Consider the following 22,169-nt stretch of genomic DNA (forward strand, 5'->3'; position numbering starts at 1 on the left):
AAGTGACAGCATAACCGTCTTTCAACCTTTCCCCATGCAGGGAAAGAAGTTATCCGGTATTAGCTCCGGTTTCCCGAAGTTATCCCAGTCTTACAGGCAGGTTGCCCACGTGTTACTCACCCGTCCGCCGCTAATCTTTAGGAGCAAGCTCCTAAAGATCCGCTCGACTTGCATGTATTAGGCACGCCGCCAGCGTTCGTCCTGAGCCAGGATCAAACTCTCATTAAAGTTTGTAAGCTCATTAGCTGGTCTTGCAAAAAAATTTTGACGTTATGTTTCGTTCAGTTTTCAAAGATCAAACACGTTGCTTTTTTAAGCGACTTTGTTATTATATAAAATTTACAAATGCTCGTCAAGAGTTTTTTTATTTTTATTATTTAGTCATTCAACTCTTTTTTTCAGCAACGTTTATTACTATAACAAGGTTCATTCTGCATGTCAATGACTTTTTATTATTTATTTTCTGTTCCACTCCATTTATTTGAAGAGGGTAAAATATACCTCATACACTCATGCTGTGACGCTACTCGTTTAAATAAAGAGAATAATGTTTTATAGCGGGCTTGCATAGACTGTTTAACAATTGATTCAATTCTTGTATCCTTTAAATCAAATAAAATTTCATCCATTTCTCTTTTTAATAAGTAAATGATCTCTTCTTTATCTTGATCGCTTAAAAGTATGCCAAGCATATATACACCCCAATGTTTTCTATTGTATAGTTATGTATTTCCATTTCTCTTTGAAATTATGAGGCTCCAAAACAGATTAATCATCTTTTACATTCATATCAATAGCCTTATTGTACATAGACTATTATGGACAGGCAGATGAGGAGGATTGGCATGAATTTTTTTATTACCTTAAATGGCCGTAAGGTAAAGCAAGGGTTATTCGTTGTATTAATCTCTTTTTTTACAGCCTTATTTTTTTTCTCTCAAGCTACCCTTCATACCCCGGTATTTGGTACAAAGGATGACCCGAAAGCTATTTATAAAGGAGAAAAAGGGATAAGCTTGACGTTTAACATCGGGTGGGGGGATGTTCAAGCCGAACCAATCCTTGATGTTTTGAAAAAAAGTGATGTACGGTCTGCTACATTTTTTCTTTCTGGCGCCTGGGCGGAAAGACATCCAGATACTGTGAAAAGAATTAAGGAAATGGGGTTCGAAATAGGTAGTCTCGGGTATGCATACGAAGATTATACGGAGTTGGAAGACGAGAAAGTAAGGCAGGATATATTACGATCTTTAGATGTTCTAAAAAAACTGGACATAAAGGATGTAGCTCTTCTCCGCTCTCCAACTGGACATTTCGATAAACGGACACTTAAAATTGCAAATCAACTAGGATTAACAGTTGTTCACTGGAGTCTTAATTCACAAGACTGGAAAAACCCAGGAGTCACTAAAATTGTGAAAAACGTCCAAAAGGTGCAAAAGGGAGATATTATTTTAATGCATGCTTCGGATTCTGCAACACAAACAGCAGAGGCGCTTCCCGCTGTCATTTCCATCATTAAGGAAAAAGACCAACTCGTAACTCTATCAATCCTTATAGCTAATGGGAAGGTAAAAACGACATTAGTACCATAAAATAAAAAAGCGATCACTGCCGGATCGCTTTTTTATTTTGTATATTCGATTTTCTTTTTGCTCTTTCTTCTGCTGATAAACGATTATATTTAGGCAACATTAAAATTTGATAGGCGTTGCATGCAATTAGTGGGAAAATCATTAAGTATATCCAACTTTCATCATTCGGACGCAATACTGGAAGCCATTCTAAAATAGTGACGACAACCATGAAAAATAACGCAGAAACAAAAATATTTCGATTTGTCATTTTTGCTTTGAAAAAAGCGACAACCAATGCTGCCATCAAAATAAATACAGCTAGGCCAATGTATGGAAGAAGACTTTCATCTTCGCCCGCAAAAGCTTGGAAGCGGAAATAAATGAGATCAAATAAGACAAAAATCACTAAAACAAGCTGAACAGCATTCCATATAGACTTAAATAGGCCTAGTCCAAACTGGTGAATAAATAGATAAGCAAAAAAACCAACTTGGCTAACGACGGCAAAAATGAACCCCACCCCAACAAGCCAAATAAATGTAGATAGAATAGCCCCAACTTTCATTTCTGTAAAATAAGGTTGGAATTCACTCCAACGTATAATAAATCCTAATATACCTGTTATCAATCCACCCAATATGAGTGAGTTAAATAAAAACTTAATCAAGTTCCTAATAGTCACTTCCTAAATTCCCCCATCTATATACTTAGGCTCTTTTCCCAAACATTGTTGTCTTTGATGTAAATCTAAATAATGAGATATAGATTTTTAACCTTGGAAAAAATGATTAAATGGAAAAAGAGCTTCTAGCTTAATAAGAACCGCTAAACTTCCTCGTTAGGTGTAAAAGCCGGCTCTTGGGCTTTTACAAAAACAACAAATTTTAAGGAAATAGCCTTTACTTAACAAACCGATTTTATCAATCTTCATATAAAAAAGCCATGATTGTCTAGATTGTGCATAAATTCTTCACAAAATCTCATATTAAATGTAAGGGATATTGTCTTAGAAAGGAGCTTCTTTCATGCGAAAAACTGTTTATTTGCTCCTGTTAATTGCTTTGTTAACTCTCACTTCCTGTAGTGGCAATGAACCAGGAAATGCAAAATCAGATTATGATCAAACGAAAAAAATGATTGTTGATATTTTAAAATCGGATGAAGGCAAGAAGGCACTTCAAGATATGATGAAAGACGAGGAAATGAAACAACAATTGATTATGGACCAAGCGGTTGTTACAGATACGATTGAAAAAACACTCACTTCTGAAAAGGGTGAGGATTTTTGGAGAAAAGCATTCGAAGATCCTAAATTTGCAGCCTCTATAGCGAAAAGTATGAAAAAGGAACACGAAGCCTTACTGAAGGGTTTAATGAAAGATCCAGACTATCAAGGATTATTAATGGATATTTTTCAAAATCCAGAAATGCAAAAGGATTTCTCTAAGGCCTTAAAAAGCAAAGAGTTCCGCGAACAAATGCGAGAGGTAGTAACGGAAACAATTGAAAGTCCACTTTATAAAGCAAAAATTCAAGATTTACTATTAAAAGCAGCGGAAGAAGCTGGAAAAGGCAGCAAGTCAGATAAGAAAGAAGATGAAGGTGATGGTCAAGGAGGAGAGGGAGGCGCCGGGCAATAATAAAACCAATCATTTCAATTTTGAAAAAGGAGCATTTACCCTGTTATTGAGGGTAAAATGCTCCTTTTTGTCATCCTAATATTTGTACCATCTTTTCCGCAACTTCACCGTAAATACGGCCAATTCTATGATTTGCATCATATATAGAAGGAGCGAAATCTTCTTCATTCCAGTCCGGCTGCTGTAAAGGAAGCTTCCCTAAAAGTTCCGTTCTTAATTCGTCTGCCAGCTTATCCCCGCCGCCTTGACCGAAAACAAATTCTTTTTCTCCAGTTAATTTACTTTCGAAATAAGACATATTTTCGATAACGCCAAGGATTTCATGATTCGTGCGCAATGCCATTGCTCCGGCCCTTGCCGCAACGAAGGCTGCAGTTGGATGCGGGGTTGTTACAATGATTTCCTTGCAGCTCGGCAGCATGGTGTGGACATCAAGAGCAACATCTCCGGTTCCAGGCGGTAAATCAAGCAATAAATAATCTAGCTCTCCCCACTCGACTTCTGTAAAGAAGTTATTAAGCATTTTGCCAAGCATCGGACCACGCCAGATGACAGGAGAATTATCTTCAACAAAAAATCCCATTGATATTACTTTAACACCAAAGCGTTCGACCGGAATAATCTGATTTCCCTTTACCTTTGGACGCGTCGTAATTCCCATCATATCCGGAACGCTAAATCCATATATATCCGCATCAATTAATCCGACTTTCTTTCCAAGGCGAGCGAGGGCAACAGCTAAATTAACCGAAACAGTTGATTTACCCACTCCCCCTTTACCACTTGCAATCGCAATAAACGTTGTTTTGCTATTCGGAGAAAGTAGACCAGCAGCATCACTTTGCAAATCTCCAGAGGCGCGGTGTTTTTCCAATTCTTCTTCAGACAGGGCGGCAAAGCGAATTCCTACAGTTGCTGCTCCCGCCTTTTTTAATGTATCTACAATTTTCATTTGCAATTGGAGTTGTTCAGGTGTCCCCGTTTTTGCAAGAGCTATTTTTACACTAACATGTGCTTTTTCTTCTTTTGCTTTCACTTCAAGAATACCATTCGTTTCCTCAAGTGTTTTATGTAGTAATGGATCTTCCATTTTTTTTACCAAATCATATGCTTGCTGTTCAGTGATCAAGGTCTCACACCTTCCTTATCATCGTTTTCATTCTTTTTCAGTATATCATAATGACCTTTTGAAAGAATGTTATACGCTCACATAAAAGCGGAAGCGCCTGTTCATCAACGTACAAACTTCAAGGCCTCTTATTGAGATAAAGGAAACACAATGAGCCACGAAAAGCGGAAGACGCCCAATCAGCCACGACAAGCAAATGTTCTGAGGCAAAAAAAGTCGCTCTTTGACTTTTATTGACTCAGGTTATTTGACCTCGAGGGGCTGGCGCCTGAAGCTGGACCTGCAAGGCGAATTGATGTTGACTTATCGTAGGCAAGACACCGCTCAAAAAAAAATCCGGGAATCTCCCGAATTATTCTAGTGATTTTTCCTCTGAAAAATAACGCATGATGCCTTTATAGATAGAGAAGGCGACTTTTTCCTGATAATCGTCCTGTTTTAATGATTCGCGTTCATTTGGATTCGATAGAAACCCAATCTCCACCAATGCCCCAGGTTTTTTTGCATTTTTCAACAAAAAAATTTGTTGAATCGTTTTTGCTTCCCTTGTTGTATTGCCTAAACTTAACACTAACTCTTGTTGAATAAACTTGGCCGCCCTTTTATTATCGGAATTATGAGGTGCATAAAATGTTTGAGCACCACTCCAGCGCGGAGAAGGGATGGCGTTCAAGTGAATACTTAAAAATAAGTCCGCTTCTGATTCATTTATTATTTTCAGTCTCTTATGCAAGTCTTCTGTTTTACGTCGACTTAATCCTCTTGTATCAGGGGAAGCAAGGTCAGTATCGGTTTCCCTCGTCATTAACACGAGTGCTCCTTGCTCCTGCAAATAATCGCGGAGCTTGTGGGAAACATTTAATGCGATATCTTTTTCTTGCGTTTCTCCGCCTTCTGCTCCCCCATCTGGGCCGCCATGCCCAGGATCTAAATAAATAATTTTTCCTGTCAGCGGGAGATTCCACGTATCGAAAGAATCCTTAGGCAAAAACTTATATTGAATAAGAAGAAATAGTACCGCTGCTCCTACAAAAAATAAAATGATCTTTGCTTTTCTACCCATTCGATCTTCCCCTTCATGCTTTCTTCGTAAAAGCATATGGGACAAGAGTATTTTTTAGAACGGAAACCTAGTGAAGGCGCAATTTGTATCTCCTTTCTCCTTTTCTATAACCATTAACCCACCAATAATTAACAAAATGCTCGCACGCTATAAACGTATCTTCATCACTAATCATCTTTTTTCCAAAATCCCAGTAAAGCAAAAAATAATATAATGTATCGATAAAATGAGTGATATCTTGATGACATCTCTTTTTCGCCATATCAATCGTTTCACCATGAATCGTAAAACGGCTAAATTCACCCCCATTTAAATACGCTTCAATCGCAACATCAAAACATGCTTCTTCTACTCCTTCATCTAAAGGAGCGATTCCAATTCGCATTGCATTAAAGTGGACGATCATACTTTTTTTTACATCTTCTATTGATAAATCACGTAAAAGCTTGCGCTCATTATATAATTGTTTTTCACGTTTTTTTTCTGCAAAATTTGTCATGACATTCATACTACTTCACATCCTCCTTCACATAGTTTCAACGAACGGGAAGAAGTCATGCACATTGTAATGAAAAAATGATTTATGGAAATCGAAACATTATTTAACATTAAATCGTCTATACAGTGTAAGGGGGATTTATAAATGAAGAAGTACTTAATAATAGCATGTATCCTTTTTTTAACGGGATGTAATCAGTTAATTCACTCTAACGTAATCATTGATTGGGTTGACTTTTTGCAGTTTGATGGGAATGAATATATAGGAAGCCAATTAGAAATTTCTGATCCCGATTTAATTGGAGAAAAAATTGGTGAAATAAAACATACATTAGATGGTAATATTAAGAATCCTAATTATACATCTAAAGATGGCGATGCTGCCTATCTCCCTGCTGGAACTGATCTGTACGAAATAAAAGACGATTCAAATTTAATCGCAGTTAAAGACAAGGATTCAATAAATGGGTATAAAATCTATGCCAAAAAAGACAATAGGAATAATTTTTCTTCTATTAATAATGATGATGTTGCAAAGATTCAAATTTTTGATGAAGTATCTTACAACCAATTCATTTTTAGGAAAGCCATCACCGAAAAAACGGATATTTCTCACCTTATTGATATTTTCCATTCAGGGATTCCCGATTCTACTGTAGCATTTGATTATTCAGATCCTAAAATGAGTTCTTTTATCATCCTTGTCTACACTTCCGCACCGATTGCTGAAAAGATACCGTTCTTTTTTGATGGAGAAAAATATTTTTGGTATAACCATGAAAGTGAAGTATTGTCTAATGAGATAGAAGATATTTTAGGTATAAGTGAATGAAAAAGCCTTAACCCCGTATAGTTAAGGCTTTTGAGATGTTCATTTTCAACGGTCAATTGGATCACGTTAGTGACCAGTTTACCCAACTTATATTATTTTCGTTAAGGAAGTTTAGCCATTCGTCGGCCTCATCCAAATATGGGCCATTATTTCCACTTGCTTCGCTCGTTCCCCATTCCGAAGCAAAGGCAGCTACACCTTTCTCAAGAGCATAACGTACATTGCTCATAACATTATTTCTGTCATGGCTATTAGTAGAAGCTAAATGTGAACCTGAATAAAAATGTACGGAATAGACTGTGTTTTCATCTTTAATTGGATTGTCAGCTGCAAGATCAGGACGCTATGTCCAATTTGGGCTTCCTACAATGATAAGGTTTTCGTTTCCTCTATCTCGGAGCATTTTAATAATCGGTTCTGCATACGATTTAACTTTCTCCCAGCCCGCCTCATCATTGGAGTCACCGGGTTCCCCGCTATTCGGCTCATTCGCCAACTCATAAATAATACTTGGATCATTTAGGAACATTGTAGAGATTTCTTTAAAGAAATCCATAGCATTACTATAAATAGCGGCATTTGGATCTCCGGGGCATATGAACATGCCAATCTACAATCACATACATATCATTTGCCTTTGCCAACCTGATACCATCTATTACTTTTTTTTTACATCCGGATTGGCCTCATACCCATTTTCACCTACATACATCGCAAGTCGAATTACATTCGACCCAATCACTAGAAAGTGCAGCAAAAGCATTATGATTTATAATTTCAGGATACCACTGCAAACCGTGCGTACTCATTCCTCGTAATTGAATGGGATTGCCATTTTCATTACAAAGAGTCATTATTCCATTTTCCTTTAAAATTTTAAGTTTTCCGGCCATTAATTGCATCGCCATTTCTCCCTATTTTTAGGATCTTAATAGAAATGGTGTAACCGCTTTCCGAATAAATAGTATAGAATAATAATATTGGAGAAACAAGTACTCCTATTCCATTATTAAAAAAGGCTGTTATATTTTATAATAATGAAAGATTTTAAGTGGATCATAACTAAACTCACAAAAAGGAATTCAGCATATGCAAAAAAAATTATCATTTCTTCTTGTTATCTTAGGCGGCTTAATCGTCCTATATAGTCTTTGGCAAATGTTTGATATGAAAATATCGCAAAAAAAGGCACTTCAAGAAGCACAAACAAAAATAGGACATATTGAAAAGAAAACGGAACTTGCTCAAAAAATCGATGTTGATTTTAGCGCTGAAAAAGGAGAGGTCATTGGAGTTTTGGAAATCCCGACATTGGATAGAGAGATTCCTATTTTACACGGAGTTGACGAAGAAGAGCTAAAAAGCGGTGTTGGCCATTATCCCGGAACGGTTTTTCCCGGTCAAAAAAATCAAATTGTATTATCCGGCCATAGAGATACAGTATTCCGAAAGTTTGGGGAGCTTGAAATCGGCGATTTATTTATTGTAAAGATGCCTTATGGTGAGTATGAATATATTATTGACAATACTAAAATTGTGGACGCTGAAGACCTAACCATTATTGCCCCTACTGATGGCAAAGAGGTGCTCACTGTGACGACATGCTACCCATTTCAATTTGTCGGTAATGCTCCAGATCGCTTTATTATTTATGCTTATCCCAAGATGAGTGTAAGCGCCTTGCCCATCGACGTACAAGCTGCTGGCCTGCCTGCTAGATAAAGGAAATACATTGAGCTATGAAAAGCGGAAGGCTTCTGGGAAAAACGAGTCTGAAAGCAACTTTCTATTGCAGGCTTGGGCAGCGAGGTACAGTCGCCTCCCCTTCACATTCCATCCGTATAAGCTGCAACAGTTCTGTCTTCTTCACGTGGATCTGTAAGGCAAATCCGGTTTTCTTAGCAGATAGCAGAATATTTGTTATCGAAAGGCGCTATAGCTGAAAAAAATGGAGAAAACCACTTTTGTTTGTTACATTTTTAAATTTAGACAACAATTTGCCATAAAACCAATACCACTAAAAATAAAAAGGTGCTATAATAAACGTGAGGATATTGCTCACCATTTCACAATTGTATTTTTAATTGCTCAATACTTCACAATATCTTCAATCTACATTATTGCTTCATTTTAAATATCAAGGAGGGCTTCAAATGAGTCATTGGAAAGGATTTGTGGAAGGTCGCTGGCAGCAGGAAGTGGATGTTCGAAATTTTATCGTCAATAACTACTCTCTTTTTGAGGGTAACGAGGAATTTTTAGAAGGACCGACAGAGGCTACAAATGTTTTATGGAAGCAAGTGATGGAGTTATCGAAGCTTGAGCGTGAAAATGGCGGCGTGTTGGATATGGATACGAAAGTTGTGTCTACCATTACTTCCCACGGTCCTGGATATTTAGAAAAAGAACTAGAGCAAATTGTTGGATTCCAAACAGAAAAACCTTTTAAAAGATCTTTGCAGCCATTTGGCGGTATTCGTATGGCTGAGGCAGCGGCTGAATCTTACGGTTTCAAAGTAGAAGATGAAGTAGAAGAGATTTTTACAAAATATCGTAAAACACATAACCAAGGGGTTTTCGATGTTTATACATCAGAAATGAGATTAGCTAGGAAAGCGGGTATCATTACGGGTCTTCCTGATGCATATGGCCGGGGCCGAATTATTGGGGATTACCGTAGAGTTGCCTTATACGGGATTGATTTCTTAATTAAGCAAAAACAAGCGGAAGTTAATTTAATCGGAAGCGGAACGATGACGGAAGAAGTGATTCGTGACCGTGAAGAAATGGCTGAACAAATCAGTGCTCTTCGCGAATTGAAAGAACTTGCTCAAATTTATGGCTACGATATTTCAAAACCAGCTACAAATGCGAAGGAAGCATTCCAATGGTTATATTTTGCTTATCTAGCTGCCATTAAAGAGCAAAACGGCGCTGCAATGAGTTTAGGTCGAGTATCTACTTTCCTCGATATTTATATTGAAAGAGATTTGGAAAATGGAATCTTAACTGAAAGCGAAGCGCAGGAACTCGTCGATCATTTCGTTATGAAATTACGTTTAGTGAAGTTTGCTAGAACACCAGATTACAATGAATTGTTTAGTGGAGATCCTACATGGGTAACAGAATCTATCGGTGGAATCAGTCTTGACGGGAAACCGCTCGTTACGAAAAACTCTTTCAGATTCTTGCACACCCTTGATAATTTAGGACCATCTCCAGAGCCAAACTTAACGGTTCTATGGTCTACTCTGCTTCCGGAAAATTTTAAAAAGTATTGTGCAAATATGTCAATTAAAACAAGCTCTATTCAATACGAAAACGATGATCTCATGCGAGGCATTTATGGTGATGACTATGGTATTGCCTGCTGTGTATCCGCGATGACGATCGGTAAACAAATGCAGTTTTTCGGAGCTCGTGCAAACCTTGCTAAAGCATTGCTATATGCGATTAATGGCGGTAAAGATGAAATCTTAAAAGCTCAAATTGGTCCTGCGTATGCACCTGTGATTACCGAGTATTTGCAATATGAAGACGTTGTGGAAAAATTTGATCATATGATGGAATGGCTTGCCGGGCTGTATATGAACACATTGAATGTCATTCATTATATGCATGATAAATATAGCTATGAAAGAATTGAAATGGCTCTTCATGACCGTGAAATCTTACGAACCATGGCAGGCGGTATTGCTGGATTATCTGTCGTTGCCGATTCTTTAAGCGCCATTAAATATGCAAAAGTAAAACCGATACGTGATGAAAATGGAATTGTTGTCGACTTTGAAATCGAAGGAGATTTCCCGAAATACGGAAATAACGATCCTCGCGTCGATGACATTGCAGTCAATCTCGTCAAAACCTTTATGAATAAGTTCCAAAAACATCAAGCATATCGCGGAGCAACACCAACTTTATCTGTATTGACCATTACATCTAATGTTGTCTATGGTAAAAAGACAGGTAATACGCCTGACGGAAGACGAAAAGGCGAGCCATTTGCACCAGGAGCCAACCCACTTCACGGACGGGATCAAAAAGGAGCAATCGCCTCTTTAAGCTCTGTTGCAAAGCTGCCATATGAATATGCATTAGACGGAATTTCAAACACCTTCTCCATCGTACCTAAAGCACTCGGAAGAGAAGAAGATACGCGAATTTCCAACTTAGCGGCCATTCTGGATGGATACATCATTAAACACGGCCATCACTTGAATATTAACGTATTCAACCGAGAAACCTTACTCGACGCAATGGAACATCCAGAAGAATACCCACAACTTACAATTCGTGTATCCGGATACGCCGTCAACTTCATCAAACTAACAAGAGAACAACAAATCGACGTTATTAACCGTACGTTCCACGAAACAATGTAGCAAGCCAAGCGGAATTGTTTGAGTGCCAGGCACTCAAACAATTCCAGTCCAATTCGCACAATTTAGAATTGTGTTAGAGTTGTGCGAGTGCCAGGCACTCGTACAATGCACCCTAAAGAAGGAGGATGTGAAGGTTATGAAGATCCAAACTCGTATTCATTCGGTTGAGTCTTGCGGGACTGTGGATGGTCCAGGGTTGAGGTATGTCATTTTTACGCAGGGGTGTCTTTTGCGCTGTCTGTATTGTCATAATCCCGATACTTGGGCATTTGGAAACGGAGAGGGCAAGGAAGTGTCTGTGGATTCATTGATGAAGGATATTAAAGACTATCTACCGTTTCTACAAGCATCGAATGGTGGGGTGACGGTCAGTGGCGGAGAGCCGCTCCTTCACGTTGATTTCCTCATTGAGTTATTTACAGAATGCAAGAAGCTTGGGATTCATACAGCAATTGATAGTTCTGGTGGGTGTTTTACTCGGAAAGAGCGATTTATGAAATCTCTTGATCGATTAATGGAAGTGACCGACCTTGTCTTACTTGATTTAAAACAAATTGACGAAGACAAACATAAAAACTTAACGTCTGTTTCAAATAAACACATCCTAGACTTTGCCCACTATCTTGAAGAAAAGAACATGCCTGTCTGGGTGCGTCATGTTCTTGTTCCAGGCTATACGGACTCCGAAGAGGATTTAAGAAGACTTGGAGCATTTATTCATTCTTTATCGAATGTAGAAAAAGTGGAAATTCTCCCTTACCATCAATTAGGGGTTTATAAATATGATGCATTAGGAATTGAATATAAACTTAAAGGCGTACAAACACCAGCGGACGAAAAAGTAAAATGGGCTTATGACATTTTGACAAACAGATAGAAAGGATGATGAAGCATGGCAAATGTTTTATATATAAAAGTGAATCCAAAAAGTGATGAACAATCAAGATCTTCTATGTTAGCGAATCATTTTATAGAGGAATACAAACGGCACCATCCAGAAGACACGGTTGAAAAGCTAGATTTATACAAAGCGGATATTCCTTTTCTGGATGTCGATGTTTTCAGTGCTTGGGGAAAATTTGCGGCTCATGAAGAGTTAACAGAAACCGAAATGATTAAAGCCTTGCGGATGGATGAACTTACGAGTCAATTTTTAGAAGCAGATAAGCTTATCTTTGCCACACCGTTTTGGAATTTATCATATCCACCAATGCTTAAAGCTTACATCGATACGATTTGCATCGCAGGGAAAACATTCCATTATACTGAGAATGGACCAGTCGGCCTTGTCCCTGAAAAGCCTTTATTACTCATAGAAGCTAGGGGCGGTATCTATTCTGAAGGCCCTGCAGCTGAAATGGAAAACTCTTATCGATATTTTAAAACGATAATGGGCTTTATGGGATTGAAAAACTTTACACCTGTTATTGCAGAAGGATTAGATATCGATCCTAATCAAACTGAATCCATCTTGGTAGAAGCTAGGCAAAAACTAACCAACATAGCAGTTGATTTTTAAATACTTAAAGTAGGTCGAAAATGGAATTAGTACTCGACCTACTTTTCTGTTATAAAGAACTTTATTTAAGGCTATCTTTATCATTACTTTCTTTTTAGAAATCACACTTAGCCATTTCTTTGCTTTTTAAAAGCCCTGTCCATTGTTTTACTGTTTGAGGACTCTAGCAACTTCTTTCTTTCTTACGATTCTTTTCCTATGTTTTGCCGTCTGAAGACTACTATCCCCCTTTTCAATGATTCTTGTCCTAAGTCCTGTCATCTGAGGACTGCTACCTCCCTTTTCAACGATTCTTGTCCTGAGTTATCTTTTTTAAAAGTCACATTTGTCTTTCATCCATAAGCTTCATTCAAGACACTAGACTTCTTTAGTTGCATCTCCCCCCTTGAATGCGTTTGAATCTCAGGGGTAAACTAAATGCACATATAATTGCTTCATAAGGAGGTCTCATGGTTCGTTACACTGGTCTCATCACTATAATATTCTTTTTTTCACTTCTCCCCTCTTCTCTTATCAAAGCAAATGAACAAAATTATGTCATAATTGGATATTATGCCGGGTGGACTCCACTTAAAAATTTCAATCCCCTATCAGTCACACACATCAATTATGCATTTGCTGATGTATGCTGGGATGGTACACACGGAAACCCGGAAGCTGGCAGTAATGAGCTGCTGGCTTGCACAGATCTCAAAGGCAATTATCGAAATGATATTCAAAACGGAACTGTCGTTTTGGGTGCCCCAGCTACGGACATTCCTAAATTGGAAAATTTAAAAACGTTGAAACATATTAACCCCCAATTAAAAACGTTGATTTCCATCGGCGGCTGGTCGTGGTCTATGAATTTGTCGCTTGTGGCACGAACGGAAGAAACCCGAAAACGATTTGCTGAGTCAGCTGTTTCGTATATTCAAAAATTTGATATGGACGGGGTTGATCTTGATTGGGAGTATCCTGTCAGTGGTGGAATGCCGAATAATCATCGTGATCCTTCAGATAAAGAAAACTTCACACTTTTACTGCAAGAAATCCGAAGTGCGCTCAATAAAGCAGAACAAGGAAACGGGAAAAGATATTTACTTACGATCGCATCAAGTGCTGGATTTTCTTATTTAGACAACACTGAATTAGACAAGATTGCCAAGATTGTCGACTATATCAATATTATGACGTATGACTTTAATGGAAGTTGGTCCGAGGTTACAGGCCATAACGCGCCCCTTTTCGAAGACCCGAAAGCGCTAAAATACGATGTCCATCCTCATAACGTAGCGGCTGCTGTCAAAGGGCATCTAGACAATGGGGTGCCTGCACATAAGCTTGTATTGGGCCTCCCTTTTTACGGTCGGTCCTGGGGAAATTGTAATCCCGAAAACGAAGGGGAAAATGGAGGTTATTATTCCTGCTCAGGCAATGGCGGCGGCAATCTAGAACCGGGTACTTATGATTACAACTACCTTCAAGAACACTTAATTAATAGGAAAAATTTTAAACGCTATTGGAATCATACAGCAAAGGTCCCTTACCTTTATAGTGAAGTAAACAAAGAATTTATTTCGTATGATGATCCCGAATCATTAAAGGAAAAAACACATTTTATTATGAACAATGCCTTAGCTGGAGCGATGGTTTGGGAATTAAGTGAAGATGATCAGTCGCAAACTTTAATGACTACAATCCGTGATGAGCTTGGGTTCCCTAAGCTGGAATCGACTAAAGAGCCGATTAAGGAAGATTCGATAAAAGAAGAAGCACAACCTTTATATTGGCTATACTTCCTTACCATGGGCATCTTACTTGTTATCCTCTTGGTCATAATAAGAAAAAGAAAGTAACAGCACACTCATTAGAGCGTGCTGTTTCACTATGTCAGCTTTGATAATAATAAGGAAGCGATTGTAAAATACGTAATAAGCGAGAAAATATCATTTACGGTTGTGATTAAAGGACCTGACGCTACAGCCGGGTCCAATTTACATTTATATAAAACGAGCGGGATGACCGTCCCTGCCATCGTACCGAGTATAAGGGTAAGTAGAAGAGACCCGCCAACGACTATGCCCAAAAATATATTTCCTTGCCAAATGAAAGCAATAATCGAAATGAGAAATCCACATGTTACGCCAATGATAAGACTTACACGAAATTCCCGCAATATCAATTTAAAGACCGTCTTTGCATCAATTTCATTTTCCGCCAAGCCTCGTACTACTACCGCGAGCGACTGAGTTCCCGTATTTCCAGTCATCCCGGCTATTAGAGGCATGAAGAAAGCCAAGGCTACTACCTTCTCCAACGTCCCTTCAAACTTTGAAATGATACTACCGGAAATTAAACCGATAAAAAGCAGAATGACTAACCATGGCAGCCGCCTGACAGCTGCAGTAAATGGTTTTGTTTCAAAATCAATCTCCTTACTCGCAGTAGAAAACTTCCCGTAATCATCACTCGTTTCTTGAATAAGTGCGTCTACCATATGGTCAAATGTAATAATTCCCACGAGCACTCCTTCTTCACTTACAACAGGCAGTGCTATAAAATCATACCGTTGCAGCAGTCGAACGATATCAGCTCGTTTTGTCGATACAGATACGGAGATGACCTGCTCAAGCATAATATTCCGTAACATTTCATGTGGATCTGAGAGAAGTAAATCTTTATATGGAACCGATCCAGTCAATATTCCTTCTTTATCAACAAGATACAAATGATTATTGCCCTCCGAGTAAAGGGCAAGAGATCTAATCCTATCAATTGCATCTTGTACCGTTACATTATCTTCAATAGAGATATACCGATTTGACATTAAACTGCCGGCAGTATCATCGGGATAATCAATCATTGTTTTAACATAACTAGCATTCGATTCTTCCATTTCTTCAAGAAACTTTTTCAGTTGAACTTGTGGGTATTTTTTAAGCAATCGAGTGAGAATATTTGTATCAAGTAAAGCTAACACTTTATTCGCTTTTTCGGGTCCTATTTTCCCTAGCAGTTCAAGCTTTTGCATGGTGTTTATCTTTTGCATCATACTCGCAATAGTCGTTTCATCCAAATTATGAAGTAGTGATATGCCATGCTTTTCAGGAAGGCTCTGGAAAACAGCACTCATATCATAAGGACGCTTTTTTCGAAACACTTCGTTTAGCTCATCAAATTTTTCACTTTGTAATTTCTCAATCACTTCTAATGTTTCCTCTTCTAATTTCTCTCTTGTGATAATGACGAGCACTTCCCTTCCTTGTCACAATCTTTCATAGCATTCTATATCCATTTTTCACTTCTTAAAAACTTTTCAGAACATTTGGTAACAATTTTATTAATACGTCCGTCTATGTACTGATGAATAATAAAAGCATAAGAACATTGCTCATCGATATACAAACTTTAGAGCGGAAGGCAGATAATGAGACTCGACGGACATGAAAGGCGATTCCGATGTTGACTTACGTAAGACAGGAAGTTTGCTAGAGGCTGGAGTTGGAAAACAACATTCTAAAATCAAAGTACAAACTTAATACTTATACTATTTTTGAAAAAGGGGCGGAAAATACAATGAAATCTTTAAAGCGACTAGGACTTTTATTGGCGGCGGTCATGTTCTTTACCCTCATTATGCCAGCGGAAGAAAGTTCGGCAGATGAAATCCCTATGTCCGTTGGAACCGGGAGTACAAAAGATCATAATGCGATTCAAGCGTCGAAATATTTTATGAGTGGTAATACATATATTCAGAAGATCTCTAGTACGCAAGTGCGGGTAACGGGAGATACGAAAGCTTATCGGCCAGTCGATAATATAAAGATCGATCTGACACTGCAGCGTTGGGATTCTTCGAGTGGACATTGGGTGGATGTGCTTTCCCTTGGGAATGCAACGAATTACTCTTCCTCTATCGTATCACTTTCTAAAGAGGCAAAGGTTTTGAAAGGTTCATACTACCGAGTGTGGGGGATTCACCGAGTCATGCATGGGGGAGTTGTTGAACAAAATGTTAGCATCTCTACTTATGTAATCGTAGAGTAAGACTTTAAGGTAACCTCTTTTATTTTGCGTATATCCTATCTCACCATATCGGTTTATAATGATAAATAATTATTATAAACCGATAGAGGTGACATTTTGCGATTATCCCTTTTGAGCAGTCTTCGATTAATTATGTTTATTTTGCTCAGCTGCATCTACTATCTCTCCGTTGAAAGCCATACAACGGCACAAACAGTATTTGTCTATGCAGCTGTAATAGTTTTTTGTATCAATCACTTTTTATTGGTTACCCCCCTAGTAAAAAAGTATTTCATTTTAGCTCTTACACTCGATTCCGTTTTTATTCTAGGGTTTGTTTTTCTCTTCCCGGGCTCGACAATCTATTTACTTTTATTCGGGGTTAATGCTGTAACGCTTTTTCTTATTGCTGAAAATAAACAAATCATATTGGGATTTACTCTTGCCTTTTTCTTCATGTGGAGCTTATGTATTTTCTACTCGTATCAAATGACGGGCAGCCTTGATATAATGGAAAATATTATTAACTTTACTTTTATCGTTTTTGAAGCTTTTGTCGGCCGACTCATCCACAAACTAGTACATGCGCAAGAAAAAATTGAATTACAATATGACGAGCTTCAAAAAACACATCATGCTTTGAAAGATGCTCATGAACAATTACATCATTATTCGAATCAAGTTGAAGAGTTAACTCTAATCCAAGAGCGCAACCGAATTTCAGGAGAGATTCACGATACCGTTGGACATAAAATGACAGCATTGCTCATTCAGTTGCAAGTAGCGAAGGAACTCCAAAATATTCAACCTGAAAAGAGCAAGCAGACAATACTCCTTTGTGAGGAATTGGCGAGAAATGCCCTGCAGGAATTGCGTTTATCTGTCCGCACCTTAAAAGATGAGAACCGATCTTTTATTGCAACGACAAGAAAAATTCTTGAAGACTATCAAGAAATGACAGGTTTAAAATCTAATTTTCATATAAAAGGAGATGCTTCTCAAATACCCCCTTCGATTCAATTAGATTTAACTCGCATCATTCAAGAATCAATTACAAATGCTGTCCGACATGGAGAAGCAACTGAATGTCATGTCACCATTGAGATTACTGATTCTACCGTTGATACGTTCATTAAAGACAATGGGACAGGATCAACGGAGGTTAGTCCAGGATTTGGATTGAAAAATATGCGGGAAAGAGTCCAAGAACATGGAGGGCTAATAGTGTTTGAAAGTAATCCAAAAGAAGGATTTATCGTAAAAATGAGTTTACCACTGAAGGAGATTCAATGGCAGCTGGGGGGAGCATAATGATAAAGGTTTTAATAGTGGATGATCAGGAATTAATGAGAGATGGTCTCGCAACAATTCTTAATCTAAAGCCTGAAATAGATGTAATCGGAGTGGCATCGAACGGGAAGGAAGCATTTGAAAAGGCAAATCAGCTTTGCCCTGATATCGTGTTGATGGATATTCGAATGCCCATTGCAAATGGAGTTGAAGGCACAAAGTTGATTACCTCTGCCCTTCCCGACACTAAAGTTTTGATGCTCACGACCTTTAATGATAGTTCTATGATTTTTGAAGCTCTTGAAGAAGGGGCAAGCGGCTATTTATTAAAAGATATGCCGACTGATGCGATTGTCCAGGCTATCATGACAGTTCAATCGGGAGGAATGGTGTTGCCTCGGGATTTAACGGCAGAGATCTTGAAAGAAATGAGAAAGAAGCAGGCGACGGATCATGATGCTGACGTTCCAAAATTGATACATGACTTAACGGAACGGGAACTTGAAGTATTAAGTAAACTCGGACTCGGACTAAACAATAAAGAAATTGCTAATGAACTATTCATATCGGAAGGAACCGTTAAAAATCACGTTTCCAATTTAATTAATAAGCTCGAGCTAAGAGATCGGACTCAAGCAGCTATTTTTGCTGTACGGTATCATGTATCTACCTTCTGATCGATGACTTTTGGCATAGGGTCCTATGACATACAGCTAAAATAGCTGTATTTTTTTATGGAAAAATCTATCTGGAGAGAGATTTGAACAGAAAGGATACACGTTATACTGTGAGTAGTTGAAATTCGGATTGAATAAAAAGGATGTGGAACGATGTTAGAGGTTAAAGAACTCAAGAAAACGTATGGAAAAAAAGAAGTCGTAAAAAATGTTTCTTTTACAATTGAAAAAGGTGAATCGTTTGGACTTTTAGGTCCAAATGGTGCAGGAAAATCCACCACCATCTCGATGATATGTGGACTAATTCCGTACGATCAAGGAGAAGTGGTGGTCGATCATCTATCCGTTAAAAAGTCACCGATGCTCATTAAGAAAAAAATTGGCGTTGTCCCACAGGAAATTGCCCTTTATCCAACGATGTCGGCAAGAGATAATTTACTGTTTTGGGGAGCCATGTATGGATTAAAAGGAGCACAGGCAAAAAAACGTGCGGAAGAAGTATTAGAGTTTGTTGGTTTAAAGGATCGGGCTAAAGATCGAATCGAAACATTCTCTGGCGGAATGAAACGGAGAATCAATATCGGCGCCGCCTTAATGCACGAACCCGAATTGCTGATTATGGATGAGCCAACAGTAGGAATTGACCCTCAATCGCGGAATCACATTTTAGAAACCGTTAAAAAGCTAAATGAAAATGGAATGACTATCATTTACACGAGCCATTACATGGAGGAAGTAGAGTATTTATGCAATCGTGTCGGGATAATCGATCACGGGGAAGTCATTGCAATCGGTACTCAATCGGAGCTTTGCAGCCGGCTAGTCGGCGGGGCGTTCATTCAATTAACAGTTGAAAATGATTCTTTGCAGGCAATAGAAGCGATAAAAAGTCTAGAAAGCGTAAGCGACATTGTGAAGAAGGAAGAATCAAATATCATCGAAGTTTTTGCAGGACAGCCGTATGAGACTTTAGGTTCGATAATGTCCGCAGCTGTAAATAATGGATTGAAAATTGGTTCAGTGGAAATTAAAGAGCCTAACCTTGAGACCCTTTTCTTGCAATTGACGGGGCGCTCATTACGGGACTAGGGGGATTTAAATGAGAGCTTTTACAATCGCATGGAAAGATATGAAAATACGCTTACGAGATCGCAAAGGTTTTATTAGCATGTTACTAATGCCGATCGTACTAACAGCCATCCTTGGTTCAGCTTTAGGTGGACTATTTGAAGATGGTGGTTCACTCCCAGATACGACCGTAGGTATCGTCGTATCTTCCACAGATGATTTAACAGAGCAGTACGTAGATAAAGTGCTGCAAGGCGAGGAATTAAAGGAAAGTATTACTCTTAAAGAATATAAAACAGAAGCTAGCTTAAAAACAGCCTTAAAAAAGCAACATATTGATGTTGGAATCGTCCTCCCGGCTAGTTGGGGAGATAGTTTAATAAAGGATGATATTAAGGACGTTACGATTTTCAGCGACCCTGAAAAAGAAACCCAATCTACCATTATGAACTCAATCACATCGTCTTTTATTAATCGAGTTAAATCCGTATCAATTGCATCAGAGGTAGTATCGAAAGAATTAACTGCTGTTCCCGCATCAAATCAAAATATTGATATGACTAACGTTATTGCAGGTCTTGCAACGGAGCTTTCTGACATTGCAAGCTCTGATTTAAACGTTGTCGCTTCAGAGAAGGATGGCAAGGAACCCATTTCAGGTATGCAATATTATGCCGCTGCGATGTGTGCGATGTTCGTTTTATTCAATACAACTATTGGGGCAAAGTCGATTATCCAGGAACGAAAAACAGAAACATTAGCCCGTTTAATGAGCAGTCCAATCGTGCGCTCCTCTATCATACTCGGAAAATTTTTAGGGACCTTTTATTTTTCCTTTCTACAATTTATCGTGTTCGTGCTCGCCACACATTATTTGTTTGGAGTTAGCTGGGGAAGCAATATTTTACAAGTAATTACATTAGGGTTAGCATTTTCGATTTCCGTTTCAGGCTTTTCCATGATCATCGCCGGAATCATTACGGATGAAAAAACAGCTGATACTGTCGGTGGTATTGGCGTTCAAATATTAGCATTATTAGGCGGCTCGATGATACCACTTGCAGCATTCCCAAGCAGTTTACAACTAATCGGGAATATTGCACCAAACAAATGGGCGCTTGATAGTTTAGTAAAGATTATGAATGGAACAGATTGGAACACACTTATGTTACCTATTACGGTCCTATTATTAAGTGGATTCGTTGCATTGTTTATTGGGTCGATCAAATTAAGACCAAGATAAGGAGTGGAAAAAATGAGAAGAATAAGCGCCATCATGATATTTGAGTTAAAAAGAATGTTTCAAAAGCGACAATCATACCTCCTTATGTTTGGGATGCCGATATTGTTCACCTTTATTTTTGGAGCGCTTTTTTCTGGCGACACGGAAGTAAAACCTAGCATCGCGGTGGTAGATGACGATCAATCAACCTTATCACAAGCATTGATCCATGAGTTGAAAAGTAAAAATATGATCGATATAAGTATTGAGAATGCCAACGATGCAAAGACAAAATTCGATGGCCAGAAATTAACGGGATACATTCGAATTGATGAAGGTTTTGAGGAACAAGTACTAAAGGATGAGGTGCCAGACATTGTTTTTGTATACTCCCCTTCATTTAACAGTGCAAAGATGATTGAACAAGTGATTAACGACAGCATGATTAAACTGCGAATAATCGCTGCAGCCTCAAGCACTTATGAAGATATAACAGGAGATAGCTGGAAAGGCGCCCAGGAGAAAATGACTAGTCAACTTGCAAGCTCAGCAGGAATCAAAAATGTGGCGGTCACAAAAAGTAAAGAACTTACGACAATGAACAATATGACCGCTCGCTCTGCTGGATTTACGATCATGTTTGTCATGATTACGATGCTTATCAGTACGGGAGTATTATTAGAGGCTCGACAAACGGGAGTTTGGTATCGAATCATGTCAACACCTACGTCAAAAAAGGAACTGTTAATTGGATATCTACTAGCCTTTTTCCTCATAGGATGGATTCAATTTGGCGTATTAATGGTTATTTCAAAGTTCGTATTTCACGTAAATTGGGGCAATTTATTAGGCATCATTGTCCTTGTCTCTAGTCTATTACTTTGTACGATTGGATTGGGTCTCTTTATTGCTGGCTTTGTCAAAACGTCAGAGCAGCAATCCGTATTTGGGAATTTAATCATTATTTCAACTTGTATGCTTGGCGGTGTTTATTGGCCACTCGAAATCATGCCAAATGTTATGCAACAAATCGCTAAGTTTGTTCCACAGTATTGGGGCTTAGAGGGATTTGCCGAGTTATCGGTTAGAGGTGGAACCGTAATCGATATACTTGTACCGAGCGGGATTCTTTTAGCCATTACGTTAGTTTTTCTCGTTGTAGGAATGACTAGAATTCGATTTGAATAGTGGGTATATATAAAACCGTTTCTTATCCTATTATTTTGCTAGGATTTATAAAGAGGTTCCCCCATTAAAACGGAGG

At 38.4% G+C, this 22,169-nt stretch carries 22 protein-coding genes, 1 rRNA gene and 1 pseudogene (1 of these 24 running past the window's edge); 14 read left to right on the top strand and 10 right to left on the bottom strand.

The features are described 5' to 3' along the window. Positions 1 to 228 (bottom strand): 16S ribosomal RNA (locus KHA96_RS21705) (it extends 1,468 nt beyond the left edge of the window). 224 nt (positions 229 to 452) lie between these two features. Next, positions 453 to 692 carry a hypothetical protein gene (locus KHA96_RS21710; RefSeq protein ID WP_213131440.1) on the bottom strand — a complete coding sequence of 80 codons (240 nt, stop codon included), beginning with the start codon at positions 690 to 692 and terminating at the stop codon, positions 453 to 455. A 153-nt stretch (positions 693 to 845) separates the two neighbouring features. Here KHA96_RS21710 and KHA96_RS21715 point away from each other — a divergent pair, with 153 nt between their 5' ends. Further along, positions 846 to 1,595, top strand: coding sequence for a polysaccharide deacetylase family protein (locus KHA96_RS21715; protein WP_213131441.1), 750 nt, complete (start codon positions 846 to 848; stop codon positions 1,593 to 1,595). A 13-nt stretch (positions 1,596 to 1,608) separates the two neighbouring features. Here KHA96_RS21715 and KHA96_RS21720 read toward each other — a convergent pair whose 3' ends face one another. After that, complete coding sequence (locus KHA96_RS21720) at positions 1,609 to 2,259, bottom strand: KinB-signaling pathway activation protein (protein WP_213131442.1); 651 nt, start codon at positions 2,257 to 2,259, stop codon at positions 1,609 to 1,611. Positions 2,260 to 2,602: 343 nt separating this feature from the next. Here KHA96_RS21720 and gerD point away from each other — a divergent pair, with 343 nt between their 5' ends. Further along, the gene (gene gerD / locus KHA96_RS21725; RefSeq protein ID WP_213131443.1) at positions 2,603 to 3,217 is read left to right on the top strand and encodes a spore germination lipoprotein GerD; all 615 of its coding nucleotides are present in this window, start codon (positions 2,603 to 2,605) and stop codon (positions 3,215 to 3,217) included. 70 nt (positions 3,218 to 3,287) lie between these two features. On the opposite strand, the gene KHA96_RS21730 is transcribed toward gerD, so the two are convergent. From KHA96_RS21730 to KHA96_RS21740, 3 genes are all read right to left on the bottom strand, one after another. Continuing rightward, on the bottom strand, positions 3,288 to 4,346 hold the full coding sequence (locus tag KHA96_RS21730) for a P-loop NTPase (RefSeq protein ID WP_283248490.1): 1,059 nt from the start codon (positions 4,344 to 4,346) through the stop codon (positions 3,288 to 3,290). 352 nt (positions 4,347 to 4,698) lie between these two features. Continuing rightward, entirely contained in the window at positions 4,699 to 5,409 is a 711-nt protein-coding gene (gene cwlD / locus KHA96_RS21735) for an N-acetylmuramoyl-L-alanine amidase CwlD (RefSeq protein WP_213131444.1), read from the bottom strand. A gap of 67 nt (positions 5,410 to 5,476) precedes the next feature. After that, the gene (locus tag KHA96_RS21740; protein ID WP_213131445.1) at positions 5,477 to 5,917 is read right to left on the bottom strand and encodes a DUF2521 family protein; all 441 of its coding nucleotides are present in this window, start codon (positions 5,915 to 5,917) and stop codon (positions 5,477 to 5,479) included. Between the two features lie 135 nt (positions 5,918 to 6,052). On the opposite strand from KHA96_RS21740, the gene KHA96_RS21745 reads away from it, so the two are divergent. Further along, positions 6,053 to 6,739 carry a hypothetical protein gene (locus KHA96_RS21745; RefSeq protein WP_213131446.1) on the top strand — a complete coding sequence of 229 codons (687 nt, stop codon included), beginning with the start codon at positions 6,053 to 6,055 and terminating at the stop codon, positions 6,737 to 6,739. Positions 6,740 to 6,800: 61 nt separating this feature from the next. Here KHA96_RS21745 and KHA96_RS23200 read toward each other — a convergent pair. The 3 genes and pseudogenes from KHA96_RS23200 to KHA96_RS23205 form a co-directional block, all read right to left on the bottom strand. Beyond that, positions 6,801 to 7,295 (bottom strand): annotated as a pseudogene (locus KHA96_RS23200) (glycoside hydrolase family 5 protein). A 7-nt stretch (positions 7,296 to 7,302) separates the two neighbouring features. Continuing rightward, positions 7,303 to 7,383, bottom strand: coding sequence for a hypothetical protein (locus tag KHA96_RS23435; protein WP_349305829.1), 81 nt, complete (start codon positions 7,381 to 7,383; stop codon positions 7,303 to 7,305). A 54-nt stretch (positions 7,384 to 7,437) separates the two neighbouring features. Beyond that, positions 7,438 to 7,641, bottom strand: coding sequence for a glycoside hydrolase family 5 protein (locus KHA96_RS23205; protein WP_249315870.1), 204 nt, complete (start codon positions 7,639 to 7,641; stop codon positions 7,438 to 7,440). Between the two features lie 187 nt (positions 7,642 to 7,828). On the opposite strand from KHA96_RS23205, the gene KHA96_RS21755 reads away from it, so the two are divergent. From KHA96_RS21755 to KHA96_RS21775, 5 genes are all read left to right on the top strand, one after another. Further along, a complete protein-coding gene (locus tag KHA96_RS21755; RefSeq protein ID WP_213131447.1) occupies positions 7,829 to 8,461 on the top strand; it encodes a class D sortase in 633 nt (210 codons plus the stop codon). 431 nt (positions 8,462 to 8,892) lie between these two features. Beyond that, the gene (pflB, locus tag KHA96_RS21760; protein ID WP_213131448.1) at positions 8,893 to 11,121 is read left to right on the top strand and encodes a formate C-acetyltransferase; all 2,229 of its coding nucleotides are present in this window, start codon (positions 8,893 to 8,895) and stop codon (positions 11,119 to 11,121) included. 136 nt (positions 11,122 to 11,257) lie between these two features. Further along, positions 11,258 to 11,998: a pyruvate formate-lyase-activating protein gene (gene pflA / locus KHA96_RS21765; RefSeq protein WP_213131449.1), complete on the top strand. Its 741-nt coding sequence runs from the start codon at positions 11,258 to 11,260 to the stop codon at positions 11,996 to 11,998. A 15-nt stretch (positions 11,999 to 12,013) separates the two neighbouring features. Continuing rightward, positions 12,014 to 12,640, top strand: a complete 627-nt coding sequence (locus KHA96_RS21770; protein ID WP_213131450.1) for an FMN-dependent NADH-azoreductase — start codon at positions 12,014 to 12,016, stop codon at positions 12,638 to 12,640. Positions 12,641 to 13,089: 449 nt separating this feature from the next. Continuing rightward, positions 13,090 to 14,478, top strand: a complete 1,389-nt coding sequence (locus tag KHA96_RS21775; RefSeq protein ID WP_213131451.1) for a glycoside hydrolase family 18 protein — start codon at positions 13,090 to 13,092, stop codon at positions 14,476 to 14,478. Positions 14,479 to 14,507: 29 nt separating this feature from the next. On the opposite strand, the gene mgtE is transcribed toward KHA96_RS21775, so the two are convergent. Beyond that, positions 14,508 to 15,875 (bottom strand): magnesium transporter, encoded by a 1,368-nt coding sequence (gene mgtE, locus KHA96_RS21780; protein ID WP_349305827.1) that lies wholly within the window; start codon positions 15,873 to 15,875, stop codon positions 14,508 to 14,510. Positions 15,876 to 16,198: 323 nt separating this feature from the next. Here mgtE and KHA96_RS21785 point away from each other — a divergent pair, with 323 nt between their 5' ends. The 6 genes from KHA96_RS21785 to KHA96_RS21810 all read left to right on the top strand — a co-directional run bounded on the left by KHA96_RS21785 (position 16,199) and on the right by KHA96_RS21810 (position 22,093). Continuing rightward, a complete protein-coding gene (locus tag KHA96_RS21785; RefSeq protein ID WP_213131452.1) occupies positions 16,199 to 16,669 on the top strand; it encodes a DUF6147 family protein in 471 nt (156 codons plus the stop codon). A 111-nt stretch (positions 16,670 to 16,780) separates the two neighbouring features. Beyond that, a complete protein-coding gene (locus KHA96_RS21790) occupies positions 16,781 to 17,959 on the top strand; it encodes a sensor histidine kinase (RefSeq protein WP_213131453.1) in 1,179 nt (392 codons plus the stop codon). Continuing rightward, a complete protein-coding gene (locus KHA96_RS21795; RefSeq protein ID WP_213131454.1) occupies positions 17,959 to 18,615 on the top strand; it encodes a response regulator in 657 nt (218 codons plus the stop codon). The genes KHA96_RS21790 and KHA96_RS21795 overlap by 1 nt, the downstream gene beginning before the upstream one ends. A gap of 153 nt (positions 18,616 to 18,768) precedes the next feature. Then, positions 18,769 to 19,704, top strand: a complete 936-nt coding sequence (locus KHA96_RS21800; RefSeq protein WP_213131455.1) for an ABC transporter ATP-binding protein — start codon at positions 18,769 to 18,771, stop codon at positions 19,702 to 19,704. A 10-nt stretch (positions 19,705 to 19,714) separates the two neighbouring features. Then, positions 19,715 to 20,926: an ABC transporter permease gene (locus KHA96_RS21805; protein WP_213131456.1), complete on the top strand. Its 1,212-nt coding sequence runs from the start codon at positions 19,715 to 19,717 to the stop codon at positions 20,924 to 20,926. A gap of 12 nt (positions 20,927 to 20,938) precedes the next feature. Further along, the gene (locus KHA96_RS21810) at positions 20,939 to 22,093 is read left to right on the top strand and encodes an ABC transporter permease (protein ID WP_213131457.1); all 1,155 of its coding nucleotides are present in this window, start codon (positions 20,939 to 20,941) and stop codon (positions 22,091 to 22,093) included. Positions 22,094 to 22,169 lie beyond the last annotated feature (76 nt).

It is taken from the genome of Bacillus sp. FJAT-49711 (genome assembly GCF_018343715.1).
Lineage (GTDB): Bacteria > Bacillota > Bacilli > Bacillales > Bacillaceae_C > Lederbergia.